We start from the raw sequence: 18,491 nt of genomic DNA, 5'->3' as shown, positions 1-18,491 counted from the left end.
AGATATTAATATAAATAGCTTTAACCCTGAGTCCACTGCTGATTTTCTATTAATTCCATGTATTCTTTGAGGTATTTGGTATAAATCTCACGAGGCTCGACATTGTATTTTTTACATAAATAGGCTGCAAATCCAACGGCAGCTCCCATTTGTCCGGTTGTTAACATTACCCTTGGTCCACCAAGCCCAACATGGGAACAGCTAAAATTACGCCCAGCCATAAATAGGTTGGAAATGTTTTTAGAGTACAAGCTTCTGTAAGGAATATAGTACTTGTCTGTATGATAAAAAAGGGCTTTGGAAAGAAAGTCCGGTTTAGAAGCATCCTGTAGGTTTTGCTGAAAATGCACATCTACTTCTCTTTTTTCCATCACCACCGAATCAGGAAATTTTGTATAGTTGGTCACATCATTGAATGTAAACACATGGTCACCTACCAGACGCCTTGATTCACGTTTCCCGACAAGATAGGACACCCATTCCAGTTTGTACTTCTCATTTTCACTTAACCTTTTGGCGTTGGAAAAAGATCCATATATTGCCCTTAGCATGTGATCCCTGATTTCCTCTGCATCATGAATCTGGTGCAAGTCATTTCTTGAAAACTCCCAATACCATTCTCCAGCAATAGCAACATGGTCATTCGATACATCTTTTGCCCAAGGCAAAACGGGAAATGATTGAGGTGTATCCTTCTTCTCTGTTTGCCACAATACTGACGATCCCATTACAAAGTTGTCCGCCTCTTCTGGACTCCACAATTCGCCCCATTTTTCCCATTCTTCACCATAAGTATCTACACTTTCTCTACCATAAGAAAACTCAGCACCAGCCCAGAATCCTATCCAACCGTCCCCGGTTGAGTCCACAAAACGGGGAGCTCTAAAACGCATTCTTTCTCCCGTGGTAGTGTTTCTGGCATCCACATATTCTATTCTGTCGTTGGTTGCTTTGGCATCATAAGCCCTCCAGTTTAAAAACAAAGTGACGTTTTTGATGTTTTTCATATTCCTATCCCTTTTCTCCTGATCAAGCTTGGCTTCAGAAGAACCATTGGGATAATGTTTGGTATCGATCAATTTTAGAATCCGTTCAAATTTTCCGTAAATCCCTAAAGTATGTACACGTATTTCACTGCTTGCATTCCCACCTAACAGAGGCCTGTCATGAATCAATGCGACATTAAGGCCTTGCTCTGCGGCAGCTATTGCTGCCGCACACCCTGCCAAACCACCACCTGTGATTACGAGATCATAAGTTTTTTCAGTTTCTGGTGCAGGTGTTTCACTTAATTTTCCTTTTCGCCACATAGAAAGAACTTCTCCTGAAGCGGGAGGTTGCTCTTTGGTTTGACTGAAATAGATCGCATCACATCTGCCATTAAACCCAGTCAAATCTACCAGCTGTATTTCTGCTTTTTTAGACTTGATATCAACTGTTCCGCCATATTCCCATGTCCATCCGGGAGTTATGCCAAATGTAGTTTTTAGTGCTACCCCTTCTACCATCAATTGAAACTGACCTGGTGCGGCCCATTTTCCCGGTACCCAGTTTTTGGTTCTTACCCATACGTGGTATTCACCCGTATCCTTAAACTTGACCTTGGTTGTAGCATTCGCCACTTTTTCGCCCATTCCATGCGCCATCAAATAAGGAGAACCCATTTGCTCTACAAATTGGGGATCGGTAACCCAACCTCCTTTGTCTATGAAAGATTCCGCTTCTACCAGCAGTTGGTTTTGAGCTTGAAGCGTCCATGTCAATGAGAAAAGAATGATGGTTTGAAATAGTTGTTTCATGATAAGTGAATTTGTACTTTTTGTTTAGAATTATAATGCTAGTTTAGGGTTCTTTTCCGGAGATTCAAAAGATAAACTTAAGCATAGATGGAGCAAAAGATATGCTTAAGTTATATATTTGATTATTTGATAGTTATATCATTTATATTTCGACATTACAGCTAGCAAATGAGCCACTCCAATGAGCTGAAATACCTGACAAACATAGCTTTAGAGGTTGAAGATAAGCTATGCTGGGGAAATCCTGTTGACTGGAAAAACAGCAATTTTATTGATCTTAGCAATGAGATAAAGAGGTCTTCTAATGTGCGAATAAGTGCCGATACCCTGAAGAGGGTTTTTGGAAAAGTGAAAACGGCGGAGCAGTACAGTCCTCAATTGGCTACAAAAGATGCGTTGGCCGTTTTTCTGGGTTATACGAGTTGGTCTCATTATAAATATGAAAATCCATTGCCTTCTAATGAGCTGGTAGTAATAGAAAACAAGCCAGTTCATATTATTCCCATTCAACAAAGAAAGTTTACTGTAGTTAAAATCATAATACCAATAGTACTGGTTTTATTGGTCTTTGTTTTTTGGCCGGAGAGCAAGCACAAAGACCCACATGTTTTTTCTATAAAAGGCAAATACCTGACTGGCAATGCTTACCATACTGCCATCTTCGACTATGATATATCTCAAATTCGGACAGATAGTGTTTTCCTGGATTTTGGTGATGAAACACCTCGCCAAAGGCTTGACAAAAAAAAGAATACCATATCGCATTATTACAGAGGGCCGGGGTATTACCATGTTAATATGATGATTGATAAAGAATCGGTTTATGATACAGCTGTTTATTTGACTACTGATGGATGGGAGGCATATACTTTTTTCTGGCGGGATGGTCATACGGAATACCTTCCGGTTTATGATTTTCAGGATTCAACCTCTGGAGTTATGAGTATTGAAGACAACATGCCCGGAAACAAAGGTATTGACACAACGAAAATGTATTGGGTGCAATATGCTAATTTTCAGAGATCTGAAATAGATGGCGATAATTTCCAGTTAGTATCAGAACTTCTCAATGATCATGAAATAATATCTGCAAGATGTAATCATGTTAAGATTAATATTATTGGGGAATATGGAGAAATCAGACTGTATTTTCTTCGTGAGGGTTGTTCCAAGTGGGTGGACTTACAGTTTAGTGAAGTCTCTTTAAATGGAGCCGATCAGGATTTATCTGCTTTTGGAAAGGACTTTTTAGACTTCCAAAAAGTGACAATTAACAACCAAAATAGGAATGTTTCTGTTTTCTATGAAGATTCTTTACTTCTGGAGCAGAAGTATCAGAAGTCTTTAGGTAGGATTAAAGGTATAGCATACATCTTTTCCGGGGTAGGGGGAGCTGTTAAGAGTTCGGAGTTGGAAGGGCTTTAAACAATGCTGCGATAATTCTTTTTATCAATCAGAAACAAAAAAGACCATATCACGTCTAATTTTAACCTCCTGAGGAGTCTCTGTTCTAAAAATATTTTAGATAAATTAGTGCTCTGGGTATGATATTTCTGTTTTTGACTTAGTTTTGCAAACCGGATTACTTTTTACTATGCACAAAAATTTCAAAGCCATAAGCCTTTCTTTTAAGAATGCTCCTTTGGGAGTACGGGAATTGGTGGCATTTGACGAGCAGGCATGTAAAAGAATTTTGCGCTATTTTGACGAGTTCACTGATATTTCGGAGGCACTTGTAGTTTCTACCTGCAACAGAACAGAAATATATTATACTTCTCCCAACAACCTTTCTGAAGACATAATTAAGCTCATTGGGCTGGAAAGAAACATAAAGAATATTGCTGATTTTAGCGATTACTTTATAGAATACAACGACTATTCAGAAGCAGTTGAGCACTTATTTTACGTGTCTATTGGCCTGGAAGCTCAGGTGGTAGGAGATTTGCAAATCATCAATCAGGTAAAAAATGCCTATCAATGGTCTGCTGATGAAAATATGGCAGGGCCTTTTTTGCACAGGCTGATGCACACCATTTTTTATACAAATAAAAGGGTGGTTCAGGAGACGGCATTCAGAGATGGTGCTGCTTCAGTATCTTATGTCACAGTAGATTTGGTCAACGAATTAACCGTTAATCTGGAATGTCCCAATATTTTGGTATTAGGGCTTGGAGAAATAGGTGAAGATGTTTGTCGTAATCTCGAAAACATTAAGAATAAGAACGTACTTGTGTGCAACAGAACATTTGAAACAGCTAAAGCTTTGGCTGACGAATGTGGATATGGTACTATAGCGTTTTCGGAATTCAAAGAAAAAGCAACTGAATTTGATGTTATCATATCGTCTATAGCAGCGAATGACCCTATCATTACCAAATCATTGTTTAAAAACAATGAGGTACTTAGCCACAAGTATTTGTTTGATTTGTCAGTACCAAGGAGTATTGAACAAAATGTTGAAGATATTCCAGGTGTGCTTTTATACAATATAGACAACATCCAAAGTAAAGCGTCGGTTGCGTTGGAAAAAAGACTAGCTGCCATACCAGATGTAAAAGCCATTATAAATCTGGCCATCGACGATTTTAACGAGTGGTCGAAAGAAATGGAAGTGTCTCCTGTAATCAATAAACTAAGCAATGCGCTGGAAGAGATCAGGCAAAGTGAAGTGGCCCGACACATAAAAGGATTGAATGATAAAGAATCCGAAATGCTTGAAAAGGTGACAAAAAGTATGATGCAAAAAATAATCAAACTTCCTATTCTACAATTGAAGGCAGCATGTAAAAGAGGAGAAGCTGAATCTCTTATTGACGTGCTCAATGACCTGTTTAATCTGGAGGCTCAACCAGACAAGGTTAAGAAATAAACGGTTGGTGTGGCAATACGGCACAAAAATTGCGCTCTGGCATTTTTCAAAATATTATCTCCATACCAATTGAATCGTTTTACTGAATACCTGAGAAATTTTATTTTACTTTTCTTTTTTTGTGCATTTTTCTGCTCATTGGAACTAAAGGCTCAGACTGATCCTAAAGTATTTAAGGAGAACAATCTTTCCGGAGTGAAAGATTCTAACGGAGAGGTTCTTGTTCCTGCGGAATATGAACAGCTAGGTTGGAGTGATAGTCTCGATATGTTCGTGGACAATGTGATCGGGTACTATGACAACAACTGGGGCATCATTACTGCAAAAAATAAAGTGATTACTTCTCCTGATTATTACGAACTCAGGCCTGTTCATAAGGATCTTATCATAGCATCGAAAAAAGGAGCATATTCCAATCACTTATACTACGGAGCTCTTAATTCAAAAGGCAATGCCGTAGTAGATTTTAAATATTCATCTATTGATAAAATAGCAAATACTTTAATTGTTACTGAGATAAAAGATGGTAAAACCAATTATGGCCTTTTGAATGAAAAAAACCAATTTTTGCTAAAAACAGAATATAGCAAAATCAGTCATTTTGCGAATGACTTGTATGTCTTTTACGACTATGATTTTAGAGCTGGCATTATCAATAAGAATGGACAGATTGTTGTTCCGGTTTCATTAGACAGTATAGGCTATATAAGAGACGGAAAAGCACAAATTTTTGAATCGGGGAAAGCCGGGCTGATAGATGAAAGTGGTAACCTTCTATTGAAACCAAGCTTTAAGAATATTTCAGTTGATGGAGACCGGGCACAGGTTTTAGAATTTAATGAACATACAATTGTAGATAAGTTGAATACCAAAGACCGTCAGTTCAACTGTGATTCTTTGGTGAATATTTCCGATTCATTTTATGCCATTTATCTCAACAAGTACCTGACAATTGCAGATAGAAATTTCAATAAACTGATATCAGGTAATGACATTGTCATAAGGCAATGTATAGATGATAAGGTTGTTTTTTCAAAGGGTAAGAATTTTGGAGTATTGAATGAAAAAGGGGAGTATTTCATTGCTTTAGAGTACGATTCTATTTCTGCGGACGATGGCTATTTTTATCTCATGGAAAATGGAAAGTGGTCTGTTGCCAACCAGTTTGGGAGAAATATTACAAAGTACAAATACGATGATATAAAACCTGAATCAGAGAGCCTGATTGCTGTGAAAAGAAGGGGTTTCTGGGGTTTTATTGATTTTCAGGGAGATGAAGTAATTGCCAACAAATTTGATAGCGTAACTTCTTTCAAATACCTGACCTCAAAAGTTAGTTTTTTGGACGGATTTGGTACCATCAATCAGTTTGGAGAATGGATTTGTGAACCGGTTTACGATGAGATAATAATTCATAAAGAAGGCATAACCGAGGCTCGCTTAAAATCCAGAATTGATCTGGTCAATCATGATGGAAATGTAATATTTCAAACTTATAATACATTAAAACCTTATGATGGTGGCTTTATAGAAACAACAGAAGAAGGTAAAACAGGGTTTGTGATGAGAGATGGTAGGATCGTGAAGCAACCAATCTTTGACGAAATTTCTTTTACCTCTCAGGATAGCATATTGATAGCGAGAGAACAAGACTATCTAAGTCTGGCTACAAAAGATGGTGATCGGTTTTATTCCTTGTCGGGAAGGTTTGAAGAAGTGCTGGGAATCAGTGAAGAATTTGTTGGCATCAGGCTCGATGGAAAATATGGATTTGTTGACTTGCAAGGCAGGCTCAGGGTAGCCAATCGTTATGATTCGATAAGGTTATTTTCTGATGGTATGGCGGCATTTTATCTTCGTGGAAATTGGGGCTACATTGATAAGGAAGAGAATCTACGAGTACAACCAGTTTATGAATCATCGTTTGACTACATCAACGGTACTGCGATTGTGATTGAAAACGGTAAATATGGAGTGATTGATAAAGACGGAAAGTACCTTTTGGATTCAAAATATGATCATATAAGCAGGAATGACTTTGGTTCATTTCATATAACCCTTGACGGTAAGTATGGTTTGTACGACTCTTCAGTAAAAAAAATTACATCTCCGGACTACAACGAGGTACTCGAAGTAGCCAAAGGCCAGGTTGTGGTGAAACGCAGGGGAATGTTCGGGGTAATGAATGAACAGGGAAGGTTTACCATTCCCATGGTGTACAGTAATATTACCTATTTAAGTCAGGGTAAGTACATGGTTGTAGAGGTGATGAACGCTCCGAAAGACGTAAAACTGAAATAACAACCTCCGGTAAAGTTAGAATATCAAAAACAGCACAATCATAATAACCAACAGCAAGGCAATCAACTGAAACAAACGGTTTTTCCTTGGAAACTCATACCCACAGATTGGACAGTCAATACTTTTAGCATCCACTTCCATAGCGCAGGAAGGGCATTCTTTTTTCTTCATATTACTTCAAAAACTGCACGCTGGTTGGTTGAGCGATTTCTAGTGTATTTTCGGTGGTAGTGAGTTTGCCATCTTTTCCAATTAGAAAAGTTCTGATTTCGTTTTTATTTCTGTTACCCAAAACCATGTATTTCCCTTTGGATTCTATGTTGAAATCTCTGGGCCACTCTATTCCTTCCTGATAGGATTGGATCAGTTTGATATTGCCATCTTTCAATATTTCAAAAACTGCGATACTATCGTGTCCACGGTTTGATCCATAAAGATATTTTCCAGAAGGATGAATTCTGATAGCTGCCGCTTTAGAGAATTCTGTGAAGTCTTTCGGTAACATCGGGTGAGTTTCTATCACCTTAAATGCACCTGTTTTGGCATCATAGGTACAGGCGGATACAGATGACATCAATTCATTCAAAATGTAAGCAAATTTTCCATTTGGGTGAAAAACCATGTGCCTTGGCCCTACTCCCGGATCAACTTGTAAAAAAGCCTGATTTGGATTTTCTGAAAGTTTTCCAGTGGAAGGATCGAGTTGGTAATTCATCACTTTGTCCAGACCCAAGTCCACAGCAAAAACGTATTTGTTATCCGCAGAAGACTGTATATAGTGGGCATGAGGCCCTTCTTGCCTTTCTTTGTCTGGCCCACTTCCGGCATGTTGGATGTTAGACGAAACAGGTTCCAGGCTACCGTCTTCATTTATTGGTAAAACCGCAATATTTCCACTGCTATAATTGGCAACCATCAAAAATTTGTTGTCAGAAGTAACAGACAAATGACAAGCTCCTCTTCCTTGTACCGATTGTTTGTTGATTAAAGTGAGCCCTTTGGTCTTTTTGTCAATTTTGAATGAAGCAACAGAATGACTTTTCGAATTGCCTTCTAAATTTTCACTATTTACCGCATACAAATAATCTTCCTTGGGTGAAACATATAAGTAGCTGGATGATTTTGTGCCTTCAAAAGATTTTATTTTGGTCAGCTTTCCGTTTGACAGATCTAATGAACAAAGAGATATAGGTGTTGGTGTTTCTTCAGTGGCAGATCCCACATAGAAATAGGTCGTTTGGGCTTTTAAAGAAGTGGCTAAAACAACCAAACAAGTGAGGAGATAGTATTTCATTTTCGTTTTTTATTTGAACAGTTAAAAATAATACCAAATGGGAAGAAGTGTTTTAAAAATTGGTTTTTTATCCTTTTAAAACTTGAAAAACATATAGAGCTGAAATACGAATAATCCTGTCATCACTATAGCCAGAGTGAATTTGTGGTCTAAGGTTTTTAAAATAAAACGGTACAGCAGAGCAATAAAAAATATGGCTGGTATGAAATATCCAAAAACCACATAAATACCATAACTCTGGTGTACCTGAATCTTTTGCTTGTTGACCTCCACATTAGCAAATCTGCCTGTGCCAAATATGGGAGTAGTATAGACTGTAGCTATGGGAGAAACGTCCCCAACCAGCTGCCCCATATCAACCCTCATTTTTGTTTTTTCAAATACAATATCGTCGTATCGGTATTTGGATACGCCACTTCTTAGAGCTTCCTTTACGCCAAGAATAGAAATAATTTTTTCTTGATTTTGACTTACAGGTAGAAAGTAATCTGCTGAAAGCAAAAAATTGAAAGCCAATATGATGTAAGCCATAGAATCAAATATTCCGAGGGCGTATTTTATGGATTCTTCCTGCCTTCTTTGTGCTTCTTCTGCCTTTTTATTGGCATAAGCTCTTGCTCTTTTGCGCCTTTCTTCATATTCCTTTTTGTAGGGGTCATAATCATAGGGTACTGCTTCCTGATGCGGTGTTGGGCCTACCTCAGTCAAAAAATTATAGGCCTCATTAATGGCTATAAATTGCTCTTGTGCATCAGGGCTTTTGTTGATGTCAGGATGATACTTTTTGGAAAGTCGTCTATAGGCAGATTTTATTTCACTTTTTGTTGCTCCCGGAGCTAGCTCTAGTCTCTCAAGATATACGTTGCTCATTTTTCCTTTATTAGTAATGACAACTCATTGACAGCAACAGCTCCAATAGCAACAAGTGAAAAGAGTATTTGGTAAAATGTATTTATCCTTTCTTCTAATATGCCAGAATGGTCATAAATAAATGCCGCTATAGCCAGTAGTCCGGCAAATACCAGTAGAAAACGGAAAATGAGATTGCAGTATTTAGAAATAGTACTTTCTGACAAATTCACTTTGAAAGACAGCATGTTGAGTAATGAAATGAATAATATATAAATATGATTTGCTCGGAGTTCCATTCGGACAGTAGAGTCCAATAAATGCTCAGATTTTAAAACTTCTTTCATATACCATCCTGTAATCAGGAAAACTATCAGCAATGAAACTCCGAATATGAGATTGATAATTTTCATGACTTAGCTCTGATATCAATCAAATAAAGTTCCTGTTCTTGAAGGTGGCACTACATTCAAATGCTTGTAGGCAAGTTCGGTTGCTTCTCTGCCACGACTTGTTCGTTTGATGTATCCCTCCATAATTAGGAAAGGTTCATAAACTTCCTCAATGGTATCGGCTTCTTCTCCACAAGCAGTGGCGATAGTAGATAGGCCTACTGGCCCACCTTTGAATTTTGAAATTATGGTTGACAAAATGCGGTTATCCATTTGATCCAAACCATTTTCATCTACATCCAGAGCTTGAAGAGTCATTTTGGATATTTCTCTGGTGATCGTACCATTGCCTTTTATTTGGGCAAAGTCTCTTGTCCTTCTCAGCAGGTTGTTGGCTATCCTAGGAGTTCCCCTGCTCCTACGCGCTATTTCGCTGGAAGCGTCCTTTTCTATTGGAGTATTTAATATGGCAGAAGAACGATTTATTATTTTAGACAGCAATTGTGCATCATAATATTCCAAACGGGCATTGATACCAAATCTGGCTCTAAGCGGAGAGGTCAACAATCCTGAACGTGTAGTTGCTCCAATTAAAGTAAAAGGATTAAGCGCAATTTGTACCGATCTCGCATTTGGTCCTGAATCGAGCATGATATCAATTTTGTAATCCTCCATTGCAGAATACAAATATTCTTCTACAACCGAATTTAACCGATGTATCTCGTCAATAAAAAGCACATCATTTGGTTCCAGGTTGGTAAGAAGCCCGGCAAGATCACCGGGTTTATCCAGTACCGGACCTGATGAGACCTTGATGCTGGATCCAAGCTCATTGGCAATGATAAAAGAAAGGGTCGTTTTACCCAATCCGGGAGGGCCATGAAGCAACACATGATCCAGAGGTTCTTCTCTTTGTTTGGCAGCTTGTACAAAAACTTTTATGTTGTCAACTACCTTAGCCTGGCCCGTGAAATCATCAAAACTAAGAGGACGAAGGGCTTTTTCAAACTCTTTTTCTTCAGGGATCATTTCATCATCATCGGGATTGAGGTAGTCTTCTCTCATGCAATGTAAATTTGTTTTGGAATTGCCCTCAAAAATAGCGTTTTCCTTCAAAATCAAGGTCTGGCAATTTGTATTTCTAAAATACCAAATACGTTCTTTTGATTTTTAAGACTAAATTGCGGCGAAATAAAGGAATATGGACAAAAAAAGGATTATTAAAATATTGGTTCTGGTTGCAATTTTTGCGATTTGGAGATTAGTTGTTTCCAATGAAGATGATTCATTACAGATGGTTCATATTACCGGTACAACAATGGGGCCGATTCCCTATTCCATCAAATACCTCGACACAGAGGGCAAAAACTTCCAACCCGAGATAGACTCGCTACTTGACGCATTCAACAATTCTTTATCTACATACATTCCCTCTTCAGAGATCTCCAGATTCAATCAGGAAAATTCGATAACATTCGAATCTCCATTTTTTTACCCGGTGCTTTTAGCAAGTAAGGAAGTATTTGAAAATACCGGAGGAGCCTTTGACCCTACCATTGGTCCTTTGGTCAATGCCTGGGGGTTTGGTCCAAACAAAAAATCCGGCATGGATAGTACCAAGGTGGATTCTCTTCTAAGAATAATTGGTTTTGACAAAGTAATATTTGACAGCAGAAAAGCAACTAAAGAAAATGGAATGTATCTGGATTTTAGTGCTATTGCCAAGGGAAATGGCATAGACGTAGTAGCTGATCTGTTAGGTACGAAAGGTGTAGAGAATTATATGGTAGAAATTGGCGGAGAAGTAGTCTGCAAGGGAAACTCGGATGCCAACAAACCCTGGATGATCGGTGTACAAAGGCCGACACTGGATAGAGGGTCTGTAGAATTGATGGCTAAGATTTCGATAAAAGATATGGCAATAGCCACATCGGGCAACTACCGGAATTACTACATTGAAAATGGAAAAATGATAGCTCATACCATAAGTCCTTTCACCGGATATACAACGTTTCACAATTTACTGAGCGCATCTGTTTTTGCAGAAAATTGTACTTTGGCGGATGCTTATGCTACGGCCTGTATGGTTATCGGATTTGAAAAATCGAAGGAATTAGTGAATAAAATAGATGGACTGGAAGGCTTCTTTATTTACACAGATGAAGAAGGAAATTATAAGACTTACGCTTCTCCCGGGATCGAGTCTTATGTTGAACTTATCAATTGACATTGTCCTTTACTTACACTCTCAACAACTTACATATATTAACTTAATGCAAAAGAAAGAATGGTTTGACGAATGGTTTGATTCTATCTACTATCACATTCTTTATCAGCATCGTGATAACGAAGAGGCTGCTATTTTCATAGATCGACTTATTGAATACCTGGACATTCATCAGGGAGATAAAATCCTTGATTTGGCATGTGGCAAAGGCAGACATTCCATTTACCTCAATAAAAAAGGGTTTGATGTGACTGGTGTGGATCTTTCTTCTCAAAATATTGAACTGGCAAAAAGAAGTGAAAATGCTACCTTGCATTTCGAAGAACACGACATGCGGGAGGTATATAAACCGGATACATTTCAGTATATATTCAATTTATTTACCAGTTTTGGCTATTTGGATACCAAAGAGGCCAATTTAAACGTGATCAAAACTACTGCTGAATCTTTGAAAACCGGAGGAAAGCTCTTGATTGATTTTATGAATCCTTATGTGGTCATCAATCATTTGGTGGAAGCAGAAGAAATAATAATTGATAATGTAAAGTTTACGATCACCCGGGAATACACTGAGGATGAGTATTTGATCAAAAAGATTGACATTGAAGACCATGGACAGCAGTATCATTTTTTTGAAAAAGTAAAAGCAATTCGCAGAGTGGAATTTTTAGAGTACTTTGAGCGAACTAATTTAAAGGTTGTGGATGTTTTTGGTGATTATAGCTTAAACCCATACCAAATGGACAAATCGTTGAGATTGATAATGTTAGTAGAAAAGCAATCATGATATTTAATTCTATCGTATTATTTATTTGCGCCATGGTCGGTGGCCTCTTAGTTTATGGGCTTGACAAGAAAGAAGGCATCAATATAAAACTGATTTTAATTTTTGGTGGGTCTTACCTGTTTTCCATTACCATTATCCATATTCTCCCTGAGTTGTATCAGTCCGAGGCTTCTGGCATGTCCATAGGGCTTTTTGTGTTGTTGGGTTTCTTTTTTCAAAACTTTCTGGAATACTTTACTTCAGGCGTGGAGCATGGCCACATGCATGCACACAAACACTCTCATACTTCTGTAGCAGGTTATTCCCTTATGATAGCACTTTGTCTTCATGCATTTTTGGAAGGCACATTTTTGGCATACCCCAATATATTCCATGATCATGGGAGCAAATCGGGATCGCTCTTGATTGGTGTGGTGTTGCACAAAATTCCGGCTGCATTGGCATTGATGTCTGTCCTTACTTGCCAGTTCGACAACAAAAAATTCCAAATATTTCTTTTGGTGTTGTTTTCATTGGCATCACCATTTGGGCTAATTGCCGGGAGTTACATTAAAACGATAGGTTTTATGGAAGACGCTGGCTTGCTCTTCCTGTTTGCATTTGTTGGAGGAAATTTCCTTCATATCTCAACAACCATCTTTATAGAATCCAGTCCTGAACACAATTGGAATTTCAAAAGATTACTGGTAAGCATTGGCGGGGCAGCAGTAGCTGTTTTGGCTGAGATGTATGTTTGATTCTGATCTATTGAGTACAGAATCAAACCATAATAGTTGCAATTGATGCTTTTAATAGCTGTTTAGTCTGTGATTATATCATGGATTCCATGTAAATTTGACAAAAGCACCAAGAAATGAATACCAAAGAATTGCAAAATATTTTAATTGGCCAGATTTCTCAAATTGAAGATCCGTCATTTCTTCAAGCCATAAAAATCATACTTGATTCAAAATCTGAAAAAAAGCAAATTCTGAAACTTTCTCTGGAAACAAGAAATGAAATTGTAGCTTCTCAAGAGGAAGTGAAAAAAGGGTTGTTTATTGAAAATGATCAGCTTTCTGGAGAAATAGAAAAATGGCTAAGCGAAGAATAATTTGGTCTCACAGAGCTAAAATAAAACTCTATAGCATTCTGGAATTCTATTCTAAAAGAAACAAAAGCAATACATATTCCACTAAACTTTACCATAATTTCGATGAGGAAGTCAAAAAGCTAATCGATTATCCTGAGTTAGGAATAAAAACATAGAGGATTGATAATCAAAAATTATGTCTTCTATTATGAAGTAAACCAGGATAGCATCATAATTCATACCATTTGGGATAGCCGACAAAATCCTGAAGACCTTGTAATCACATAAGACTGGCTTCAATAGATTAATCTTAGATTTTTCAATACCCTAAAATTTTATAATTAGAATTATGATTCTATATTTGCCAGCATAAAATAAGACAATGAAAAGAATCCAAAAACATCATCATCATTTTTCATGTAGCGCTCAGCCGTGGAGGTGATGTTTTATCTATAAAAAAATATTATTAATCCCGTCTGAGTCAATCAGGCGGGATTTTTTGTTCCAAAGGATTACTCAGGTACAACACTATAAACAATGAACAAACTAAAGATTGCAATTCAAAAATCGGGAAGACTCAATGAAGATTCTATTGGGATTCTCAAAAGCTGTGGGATTTATATTGACAATGGCATAGACCAGTTGAAAGCCAGCGCCACCAATTTTCCCATTGATGTACTCTACCTGAGAAATTCTGATATTCCTCAGTACCTGGAAGATGGCGTGGTGGATATCGCCATTGTAGGTGAAAACCTGTTGATTGAAAAAGATAAAAATGTTGAAATTGTTGAGCACCTTGGTTTTTCGAAATGCCGTCTTTCATTGGCAGTGCCAAAAGAGGTAGAATATACTGGGCCACAGTTTTTGCAAGGAAAAAAAATTGCAACTTCCTATCCCAACACATTGACCCAATACCTCAAAAAAAACAATGTGGAAGCTGAAATCCATGTCATTTCTGGATCTGTAGAAATAGCACCAAATATCGGTCTGGCAGATGTTATCTGCGATTTGGTAAGCTCTGGAAGCACCCTTTTTAAAAACGGACTAAAAGAAGTAGAAGAAATCCTGAGTTCAGATGCTTGCTTAGTAAAAAGTGTCCTTCTAAGTCCTGAAAAGCAAGAACTGTTGGATATACTCTTGTTCAGGTTGCGGTCTGTGATGCGGGCCAAATCATCAAAATATGTTTTGATGAATGTGCCAAATGACAAAATACAAGAAGTGAGTGATTTGCTTCCGGTACTAAAAAGCCCGACTGTAATGCCGTTGGCAATTGAAGGATGGAGTTCTTTGCACTCTGTGATAGATGAGAAAAAATTTTGGGAAGTCATAGACAAACTCAAAGAAGCAGGTGCAGAAGGAATTCTTATTATCCCGATTGAAAAAATGGTGTTATAATCGTTATTGCGGATATAGTAGAGCTATCTCTCCATTTTATAGATTGCCTGGTTCTTCGCAATGATGTCAAAACAAAATCAAATGGAAAAACTTATAAATCCGGGACGGTCGAGTTGGTCAGAAATAACCAAAAGGCCGGAAGTTGATAACAGCAACTTAAGAGAAACCGTCGAAGGTGTTTTTACGGAAGTAAAAGCAGCAGGAGACAGTGCGGTTAAAAAATATACGAAGCAATTCGACAAAGTAGAGCTCTCTTTGGCAGAAGCCTCGATTCAAGAAATTGAGTTGGCAGTTTCAAGAGTTTCATCAGAATTGAAGTCTGCAATCGAATTGGCTAAAAACAACATTGAAAAGTTTCATGCTTCACAGGCATTGAAAATAAATGAAGTGGAAACTACCCCAGGTGTAAAATGCTGGCAGGAAGCAAGGCCTATTGAAAAAGTAGGTATTTACATACCGGGTGGTACCGCCCCATTGTTTTCCACTGTGCTGATGTTGGCAATACCATCCAAAATAGCAGGATGTAAAGAAATCGTATTGTGTACGCCTCCCAATCAGGAAGGAAAAGTAGCAGATGAGATATTGTATGCGGCTCAGCTCACCGGAGTTGATAAAATCTTCAAAGTAGGAGGAATTCAGGCCATTGCGGCTCTTACGTTCGGTACGGAATCTATTCCTAAGGTGGATAAAATTTTTGGACCTGGCAACCAATATGTAACGGCTGCCAAACAACTGGCCACCCAATATGGTTTGGCGATTGATATGCCTGCAGGCCCATCGGAATTATTGGTGATGTCGGATAAGACAGGAAATCCAGCATTCATTGCTTCTGACCTCCTTTCTCAGGCAGAGCATGGTGGCGACAGTCAGGTGATTTTTGTAACCAATGAAGTAACTATGCTTCAGGCAGTAGAGGAGGAAGTTTCCAAACAAATTGAATTGCTTCCAAGAAAAGACATAGCCACCAAAGCAATTGAAAATTCAAAGCTGATTAGCTTTGATTCTGATCAGGACATCATTGACTTTATCAATGCCTATGGTCCGGAGCATTTTATTTTGATTGCTGAAAACGAAGATTTTTATATGGAAAACCTGATTAGTGCAGGATCCGTTTTTGTGGGCAGTTATACCCCCGAAAGCGCTGGCGACTATGCTTCAGGCACCAACCATACATTGCCGACCAATGGATATGCAAAAGCCTACAGTGGGGTAAACCTGGATTCGTTTACGAAGAAAATTACTTTTCAGAAAATCACTAGGGAAGGCATTCAGTCTATTGGGCCTGCTATAGAACTGATGGCAGAAGCTGAAGGACTGCAAGCGCACAAAAATGCGGTCACATTGAGATTAGCTGAATTGAAGAGATAATGGATGTTTCAAAACTTATACGGGAAAATGTAAAGGCATTGTTGCCTTATTCCTCTGCACGAGATGAATTCAGCAGTGTCGCCGATGTGTACTTGGACGCCAATGAAAATCCATTCGAGAATGGAGTGAACAGGTATCCAGATCCTTACCAAAATAAGGTGAAATCCAAGCTGTCACAGCTCAAGGGAGTTTCTGAAAAGAATATCCTTCTTGGCAATGGCAGTGACGAAGTATTGGATTTGATTTACAGGGCTTTTTGTGAACCGTTGCAAGACAATATCATTACGTCTCCACCGACTTACGGTATGTACAAAGTGTTGGCCGGTATCAACAATGTTGAAAATAGGATTGCTCCACTAAATAAGGATTTCAGTCTCGATTTTGAAGGCATCAAGTCAAAAGTAGATGCCCAAACAAAACTGATATTTGTGTGTTCACCCAACAATCCGTCAGGCAATAGCTTGGATGATGCGATCATCGAGAAAATGCTGAATGAGTTGAATTGCATTGTCGTGATTGATGAAGCATATATTGATTTTACGAATAAAAAAAGCTGGGCAACTCGTTTGAATGAATTTCCAAACCTTATCGTTTGTCAGACTTTGTCAAAGGCATGGGGATTGGCTGGAATCAGGTTGGGAATCTGTTTCGCTTCAGAATACATCATTGGTATTTTGAATAAAATAAAGCCTCCATATAATATCAATCAGCTGACACAAAACAAAGCATTGGAAGTTTTAGAAGATGAAATTCAATTTTCTAACAACCTCAAGGTAATTTTGTTTGAGAAGAAAAATCTGGAAGCATCGATGATCGAACTGCCGTTGGTAATAAAGATTATTCCATCGGATTCTAATTTTTTTCTTGCACAATTTGAAAACCCTAAATTGGTATTTGATACTTTAATGAATCAGGGTATTGTGGTCAGAGACCGTTCCAAAGAGTTGCATTGTGAGGGTTGTTTGAGGATAACGGTTGGATCACCGGAGGAAAATAAAAAATTGATTGAAGCACTTAGAAAGATATGAAAAAAGCACTTTTTATAGATCGGGATGGCACTATTGTCATTGAGCCACCGGAAGATTATCAATTGGATAGTCTGGAAAAGCTGGAATTTTATCCGGGCGTGTTTCAATACCTATCCAGGATTGCTTCTGAATTGGACTATGAGTTGGTGATGGTTACCAATCAGGATGGTTTGGGTACGGACTCATTTCCAGAAGACACTTTCTGGCCAGCCCACAATAAAGTGCTTAAAGCATTTGAAAACGAAGGAGTAGTTTTTTCTGACATTTTGATTGACAAGAGTTTTCCTGAAGAAAACCTACCAACCAGAAAGCCGGGAGTAGGGCTAATGGGAAAATACATGACCGATGAATATGATCTTGCCAATTCTTTTGTCATTGGAGATCGACTGACAGACATTCAATTGGCCAAAAATTTAGGAGCAAAGGGGATTTTTATAGCCTCGGATACTGAACCGTCATTTGACAAAGAGGTGCAGGTATTGCAAACTCAGAGCTGGCAAAAAATTTATGAATTTCTAAAAGGTGGAAAAAGGACGGGAACGATAAAAAGGAAAACCCACGAGACGGACATAGAAATATCTGTGAACCTGGATGGTACTGGTAAAACTAATATTGATACCGGAATCAAGTTTTTCGACCACATGCTCGACCAATTGGGAAAACATGGCCTGATCGATTTGGATATTAAAGTGATCGGTGATCTGGAAGTAGATGAGCACCATACGATAGAGGACACAGCCATTGCTTTAGGTGAAGCATTTACGCAAGCTGTAGGAAATAAAATGGGCATGGAGCGCTATGGTTTCTGTCTGCCAATGGATGATTGTCTGGCGCAGGTAGGTATAGACTTTGGTGGTCGCAATTGGATCGAGTGGGATGCGGAATTTAAACGTGAAATGGTAGGCAAAATGCCAACTGAAATGTTTTTTCACTTTTTTAAATCATTCTCTGATGCCTCAAAATCCAATTTGAATATCAAGGCTGAAGGCGTCAATGAACACCACAAAATTGAAGCGATATTTAAAGCCTGGGCAAAAGCGATAAAAATGTCAGTAAAACGGGATGTGGAAAAAATGATTTTACCGTCAACAAAAGGGATGTTGTAGAACA

At 38.2% G+C, this 18,491-nt stretch carries 16 protein-coding genes; 11 read left to right on the top strand and 5 right to left on the bottom strand.

Going from position 1 to position 18,491, the window contains the following annotated elements; genetic code table 11:
* Window positions 1-20: 20 nt before the first annotated feature.
* On the bottom strand, window positions 21-1,799 hold the full coding sequence (locus AAOP42_RS18415) for an FAD-dependent oxidoreductase (RefSeq protein WP_349530043.1): 1,779 nt from the start codon (window positions 1,797-1,799) through the stop codon (window positions 21-23).
* 168 nt (window positions 1,800-1,967) lie between these two features.
* On the opposite strand from AAOP42_RS18415, the gene AAOP42_RS18410 reads away from it, so the two are divergent.
* The 3 genes from AAOP42_RS18410 (at window position 1,968) to AAOP42_RS18400 (ending at window position 6,969) form a co-directional block, all read left to right on the top strand.
* Window positions 1,968-3,224 carry a hypothetical protein gene (locus AAOP42_RS18410; protein WP_349530042.1) on the top strand — a complete coding sequence of 419 codons (1,257 nt, stop codon included), beginning with the start codon at window positions 1,968-1,970 and terminating at the stop codon, window positions 3,222-3,224.
* A gap of 169 nt (window positions 3,225-3,393) precedes the next feature.
* On the top strand, window positions 3,394-4,668 hold the full coding sequence (gene hemA, locus AAOP42_RS18405; RefSeq protein WP_349530041.1) for a glutamyl-tRNA reductase: 1,275 nt from the start codon (window positions 3,394-3,396) through the stop codon (window positions 4,666-4,668).
* Window positions 4,669-4,737: 69 nt separating this feature from the next.
* Window positions 4,738-6,969: a WG repeat-containing protein gene (locus AAOP42_RS18400; protein ID WP_349530040.1), complete on the top strand. Its 2,232-nt coding sequence runs from the start codon at window positions 4,738-4,740 to the stop codon at window positions 6,967-6,969.
* 172 nt (window positions 6,970-7,141) lie between these two features.
* Here the strand turns inward: AAOP42_RS18400 and AAOP42_RS18395 are convergent, their stop codons facing one another.
* From AAOP42_RS18395 to ruvB, 4 genes are all read right to left on the bottom strand, one after another.
* Window positions 7,142-8,263: a lactonase family protein gene (locus AAOP42_RS18395; protein ID WP_349530038.1), complete on the bottom strand. Its 1,122-nt coding sequence runs from the start codon at window positions 8,261-8,263 to the stop codon at window positions 7,142-7,144.
* A gap of 75 nt (window positions 8,264-8,338) precedes the next feature.
* A complete protein-coding gene (locus AAOP42_RS18390) occupies window positions 8,339-9,133 on the bottom strand; it encodes a DnaJ domain-containing protein (protein WP_349530037.1) in 795 nt (264 codons plus the stop codon).
* On the bottom strand, window positions 9,130-9,525 hold the full coding sequence (locus tag AAOP42_RS18385; RefSeq protein WP_349530036.1) for a hypothetical protein: 396 nt from the start codon (window positions 9,523-9,525) through the stop codon (window positions 9,130-9,132). Before AAOP42_RS18385 ends, AAOP42_RS18390 begins: the two co-directional genes overlap by 4 nt.
* 15 nt (window positions 9,526-9,540) lie before the next feature.
* Window positions 9,541-10,569, bottom strand: coding sequence for a Holliday junction branch migration DNA helicase RuvB (ruvB, locus tag AAOP42_RS18380; protein ID WP_349530035.1), 1,029 nt, complete (start codon window positions 10,567-10,569; stop codon window positions 9,541-9,543).
* 136 nt (window positions 10,570-10,705) lie between these two features.
* Between ruvB and AAOP42_RS18375 the strand changes: the two genes are divergently transcribed.
* The 8 genes from AAOP42_RS18375 to hisB all read left to right on the top strand — a co-directional run bounded on the left by AAOP42_RS18375 (window position 10,706) and on the right by hisB (window position 18,487).
* A complete protein-coding gene (locus AAOP42_RS18375; protein ID WP_349530034.1) occupies window positions 10,706-11,731 on the top strand; it encodes an FAD:protein FMN transferase in 1,026 nt (341 codons plus the stop codon).
* Window positions 11,732-11,777: 46 nt separating this feature from the next.
* Entirely contained in the window at window positions 11,778-12,518 is a 741-nt protein-coding gene (locus AAOP42_RS18370; RefSeq protein WP_349530033.1) for a class I SAM-dependent methyltransferase, read from the top strand.
* Window positions 12,515-13,255 carry a ZIP family metal transporter gene (locus AAOP42_RS18365; protein WP_349530032.1) on the top strand — a complete coding sequence of 247 codons (741 nt, stop codon included), beginning with the start codon at window positions 12,515-12,517 and terminating at the stop codon, window positions 13,253-13,255. Before AAOP42_RS18370 ends, AAOP42_RS18365 begins: the two co-directional genes overlap by 4 nt.
* A 116-nt stretch (window positions 13,256-13,371) precedes the next feature.
* Complete coding sequence (locus AAOP42_RS18360; protein ID WP_349530031.1) at window positions 13,372-13,611, top strand: hypothetical protein; 240 nt, start codon at window positions 13,372-13,374, stop codon at window positions 13,609-13,611.
* A 516-nt stretch (window positions 13,612-14,127) separates the two neighbouring features.
* Entirely contained in the window at window positions 14,128-14,985 is an 858-nt protein-coding gene (gene hisG / locus AAOP42_RS18355) for an ATP phosphoribosyltransferase (RefSeq protein WP_349530030.1), read from the top strand.
* Window positions 14,986-15,066: 81 nt separating this feature from the next.
* Window positions 15,067-16,353: a histidinol dehydrogenase gene (hisD, locus tag AAOP42_RS18350; RefSeq protein ID WP_349530029.1), complete on the top strand. Its 1,287-nt coding sequence runs from the start codon at window positions 15,067-15,069 to the stop codon at window positions 16,351-16,353.
* The gene (gene hisC, locus AAOP42_RS18345) at window positions 16,353-17,381 is read left to right on the top strand and encodes a histidinol-phosphate transaminase (protein WP_349530028.1); all 1,029 of its coding nucleotides are present in this window, start codon (window positions 16,353-16,355) and stop codon (window positions 17,379-17,381) included. The genes hisD and hisC overlap by 1 nt, the downstream gene beginning before the upstream one ends.
* On the top strand, window positions 17,378-18,487 hold the full coding sequence (gene hisB / locus AAOP42_RS18340) for a bifunctional histidinol-phosphatase/imidazoleglycerol-phosphate dehydratase HisB (RefSeq protein ID WP_349530027.1): 1,110 nt from the start codon (window positions 17,378-17,380) through the stop codon (window positions 18,485-18,487). The genes hisC and hisB overlap by 4 nt, the downstream gene beginning before the upstream one ends.
* Window positions 18,488-18,491 lie beyond the last annotated feature (4 nt).

The organism is Reichenbachiella sp. MALMAid0571 (genome assembly GCF_040151475.1).
In the GTDB taxonomy this organism is placed as follows: domain Bacteria; phylum Bacteroidota; class Bacteroidia; order Cytophagales; family Cyclobacteriaceae; genus CAXBNB01.
The sequence above is the reverse complement of the archived record's forward strand: the minus strand, read 5'-3'. Positions and strand labels throughout refer to the sequence as shown.

Excerpts from the sequence above, each read along its gene's own strand:
- AAOP42_RS18415 (WP_349530043.1), bottom strand. The coding sequence starts at position 1,799 with ATGAAACAACTATTTCAAACCATCATTCTTTTCTCATTGACATGGACG.
- AAOP42_RS18410 (WP_349530042.1), top strand. The coding sequence starts at position 1,968 with ATGAGCCACTCCAATGAGCTGAAATACCTGACAAACATAGCTTTAGAG.
- hemA (WP_349530041.1), top strand. The coding sequence starts at position 3,394 with ATGCACAAAAATTTCAAAGCCATAAGCCTTTCTTTTAAGAATGCTCCT.
- AAOP42_RS18395 (WP_349530038.1), bottom strand. The coding sequence starts at position 8,263 with ATGAAATACTATCTCCTCACTTGTTTGGTTGTTTTAGCCACTTCTTTA.
- AAOP42_RS18390 (WP_349530037.1), bottom strand. The coding sequence starts at position 9,133 with ATGAGCAACGTATATCTTGAGAGACTAGAGCTAGCTCCGGGAGCAACA.
- AAOP42_RS18385 (WP_349530036.1), bottom strand. The coding sequence starts at position 9,525 with ATGAAAATTATCAATCTCATATTCGGAGTTTCATTGCTGATAGTTTTC.
- ruvB (WP_349530035.1), bottom strand. The coding sequence starts at position 10,569 with ATGAGAGAAGACTACCTCAATCCCGATGATGATGAAATGATCCCTGAA.
- AAOP42_RS18375 (WP_349530034.1), top strand. The coding sequence starts at position 10,706 with ATGGACAAAAAAAGGATTATTAAAATATTGGTTCTGGTTGCAATTTTT.
- AAOP42_RS18370 (WP_349530033.1), top strand. The coding sequence starts at position 11,778 with ATGCAAAAGAAAGAATGGTTTGACGAATGGTTTGATTCTATCTACTAT.
- AAOP42_RS18365 (WP_349530032.1), top strand. The coding sequence starts at position 12,515 with ATGATATTTAATTCTATCGTATTATTTATTTGCGCCATGGTCGGTGGC.
- AAOP42_RS18360 (WP_349530031.1), top strand. The coding sequence starts at position 13,372 with ATGAATACCAAAGAATTGCAAAATATTTTAATTGGCCAGATTTCTCAA.
- hisG (WP_349530030.1), top strand. The coding sequence starts at position 14,128 with ATGAACAAACTAAAGATTGCAATTCAAAAATCGGGAAGACTCAATGAA.
- hisD (WP_349530029.1), top strand. The coding sequence starts at position 15,067 with ATGGAAAAACTTATAAATCCGGGACGGTCGAGTTGGTCAGAAATAACC.
- hisC (WP_349530028.1), top strand. The coding sequence starts at position 16,353 with ATGGATGTTTCAAAACTTATACGGGAAAATGTAAAGGCATTGTTGCCT.
- hisB (WP_349530027.1), top strand. The coding sequence starts at position 17,378 with ATGAAAAAAGCACTTTTTATAGATCGGGATGGCACTATTGTCATTGAG.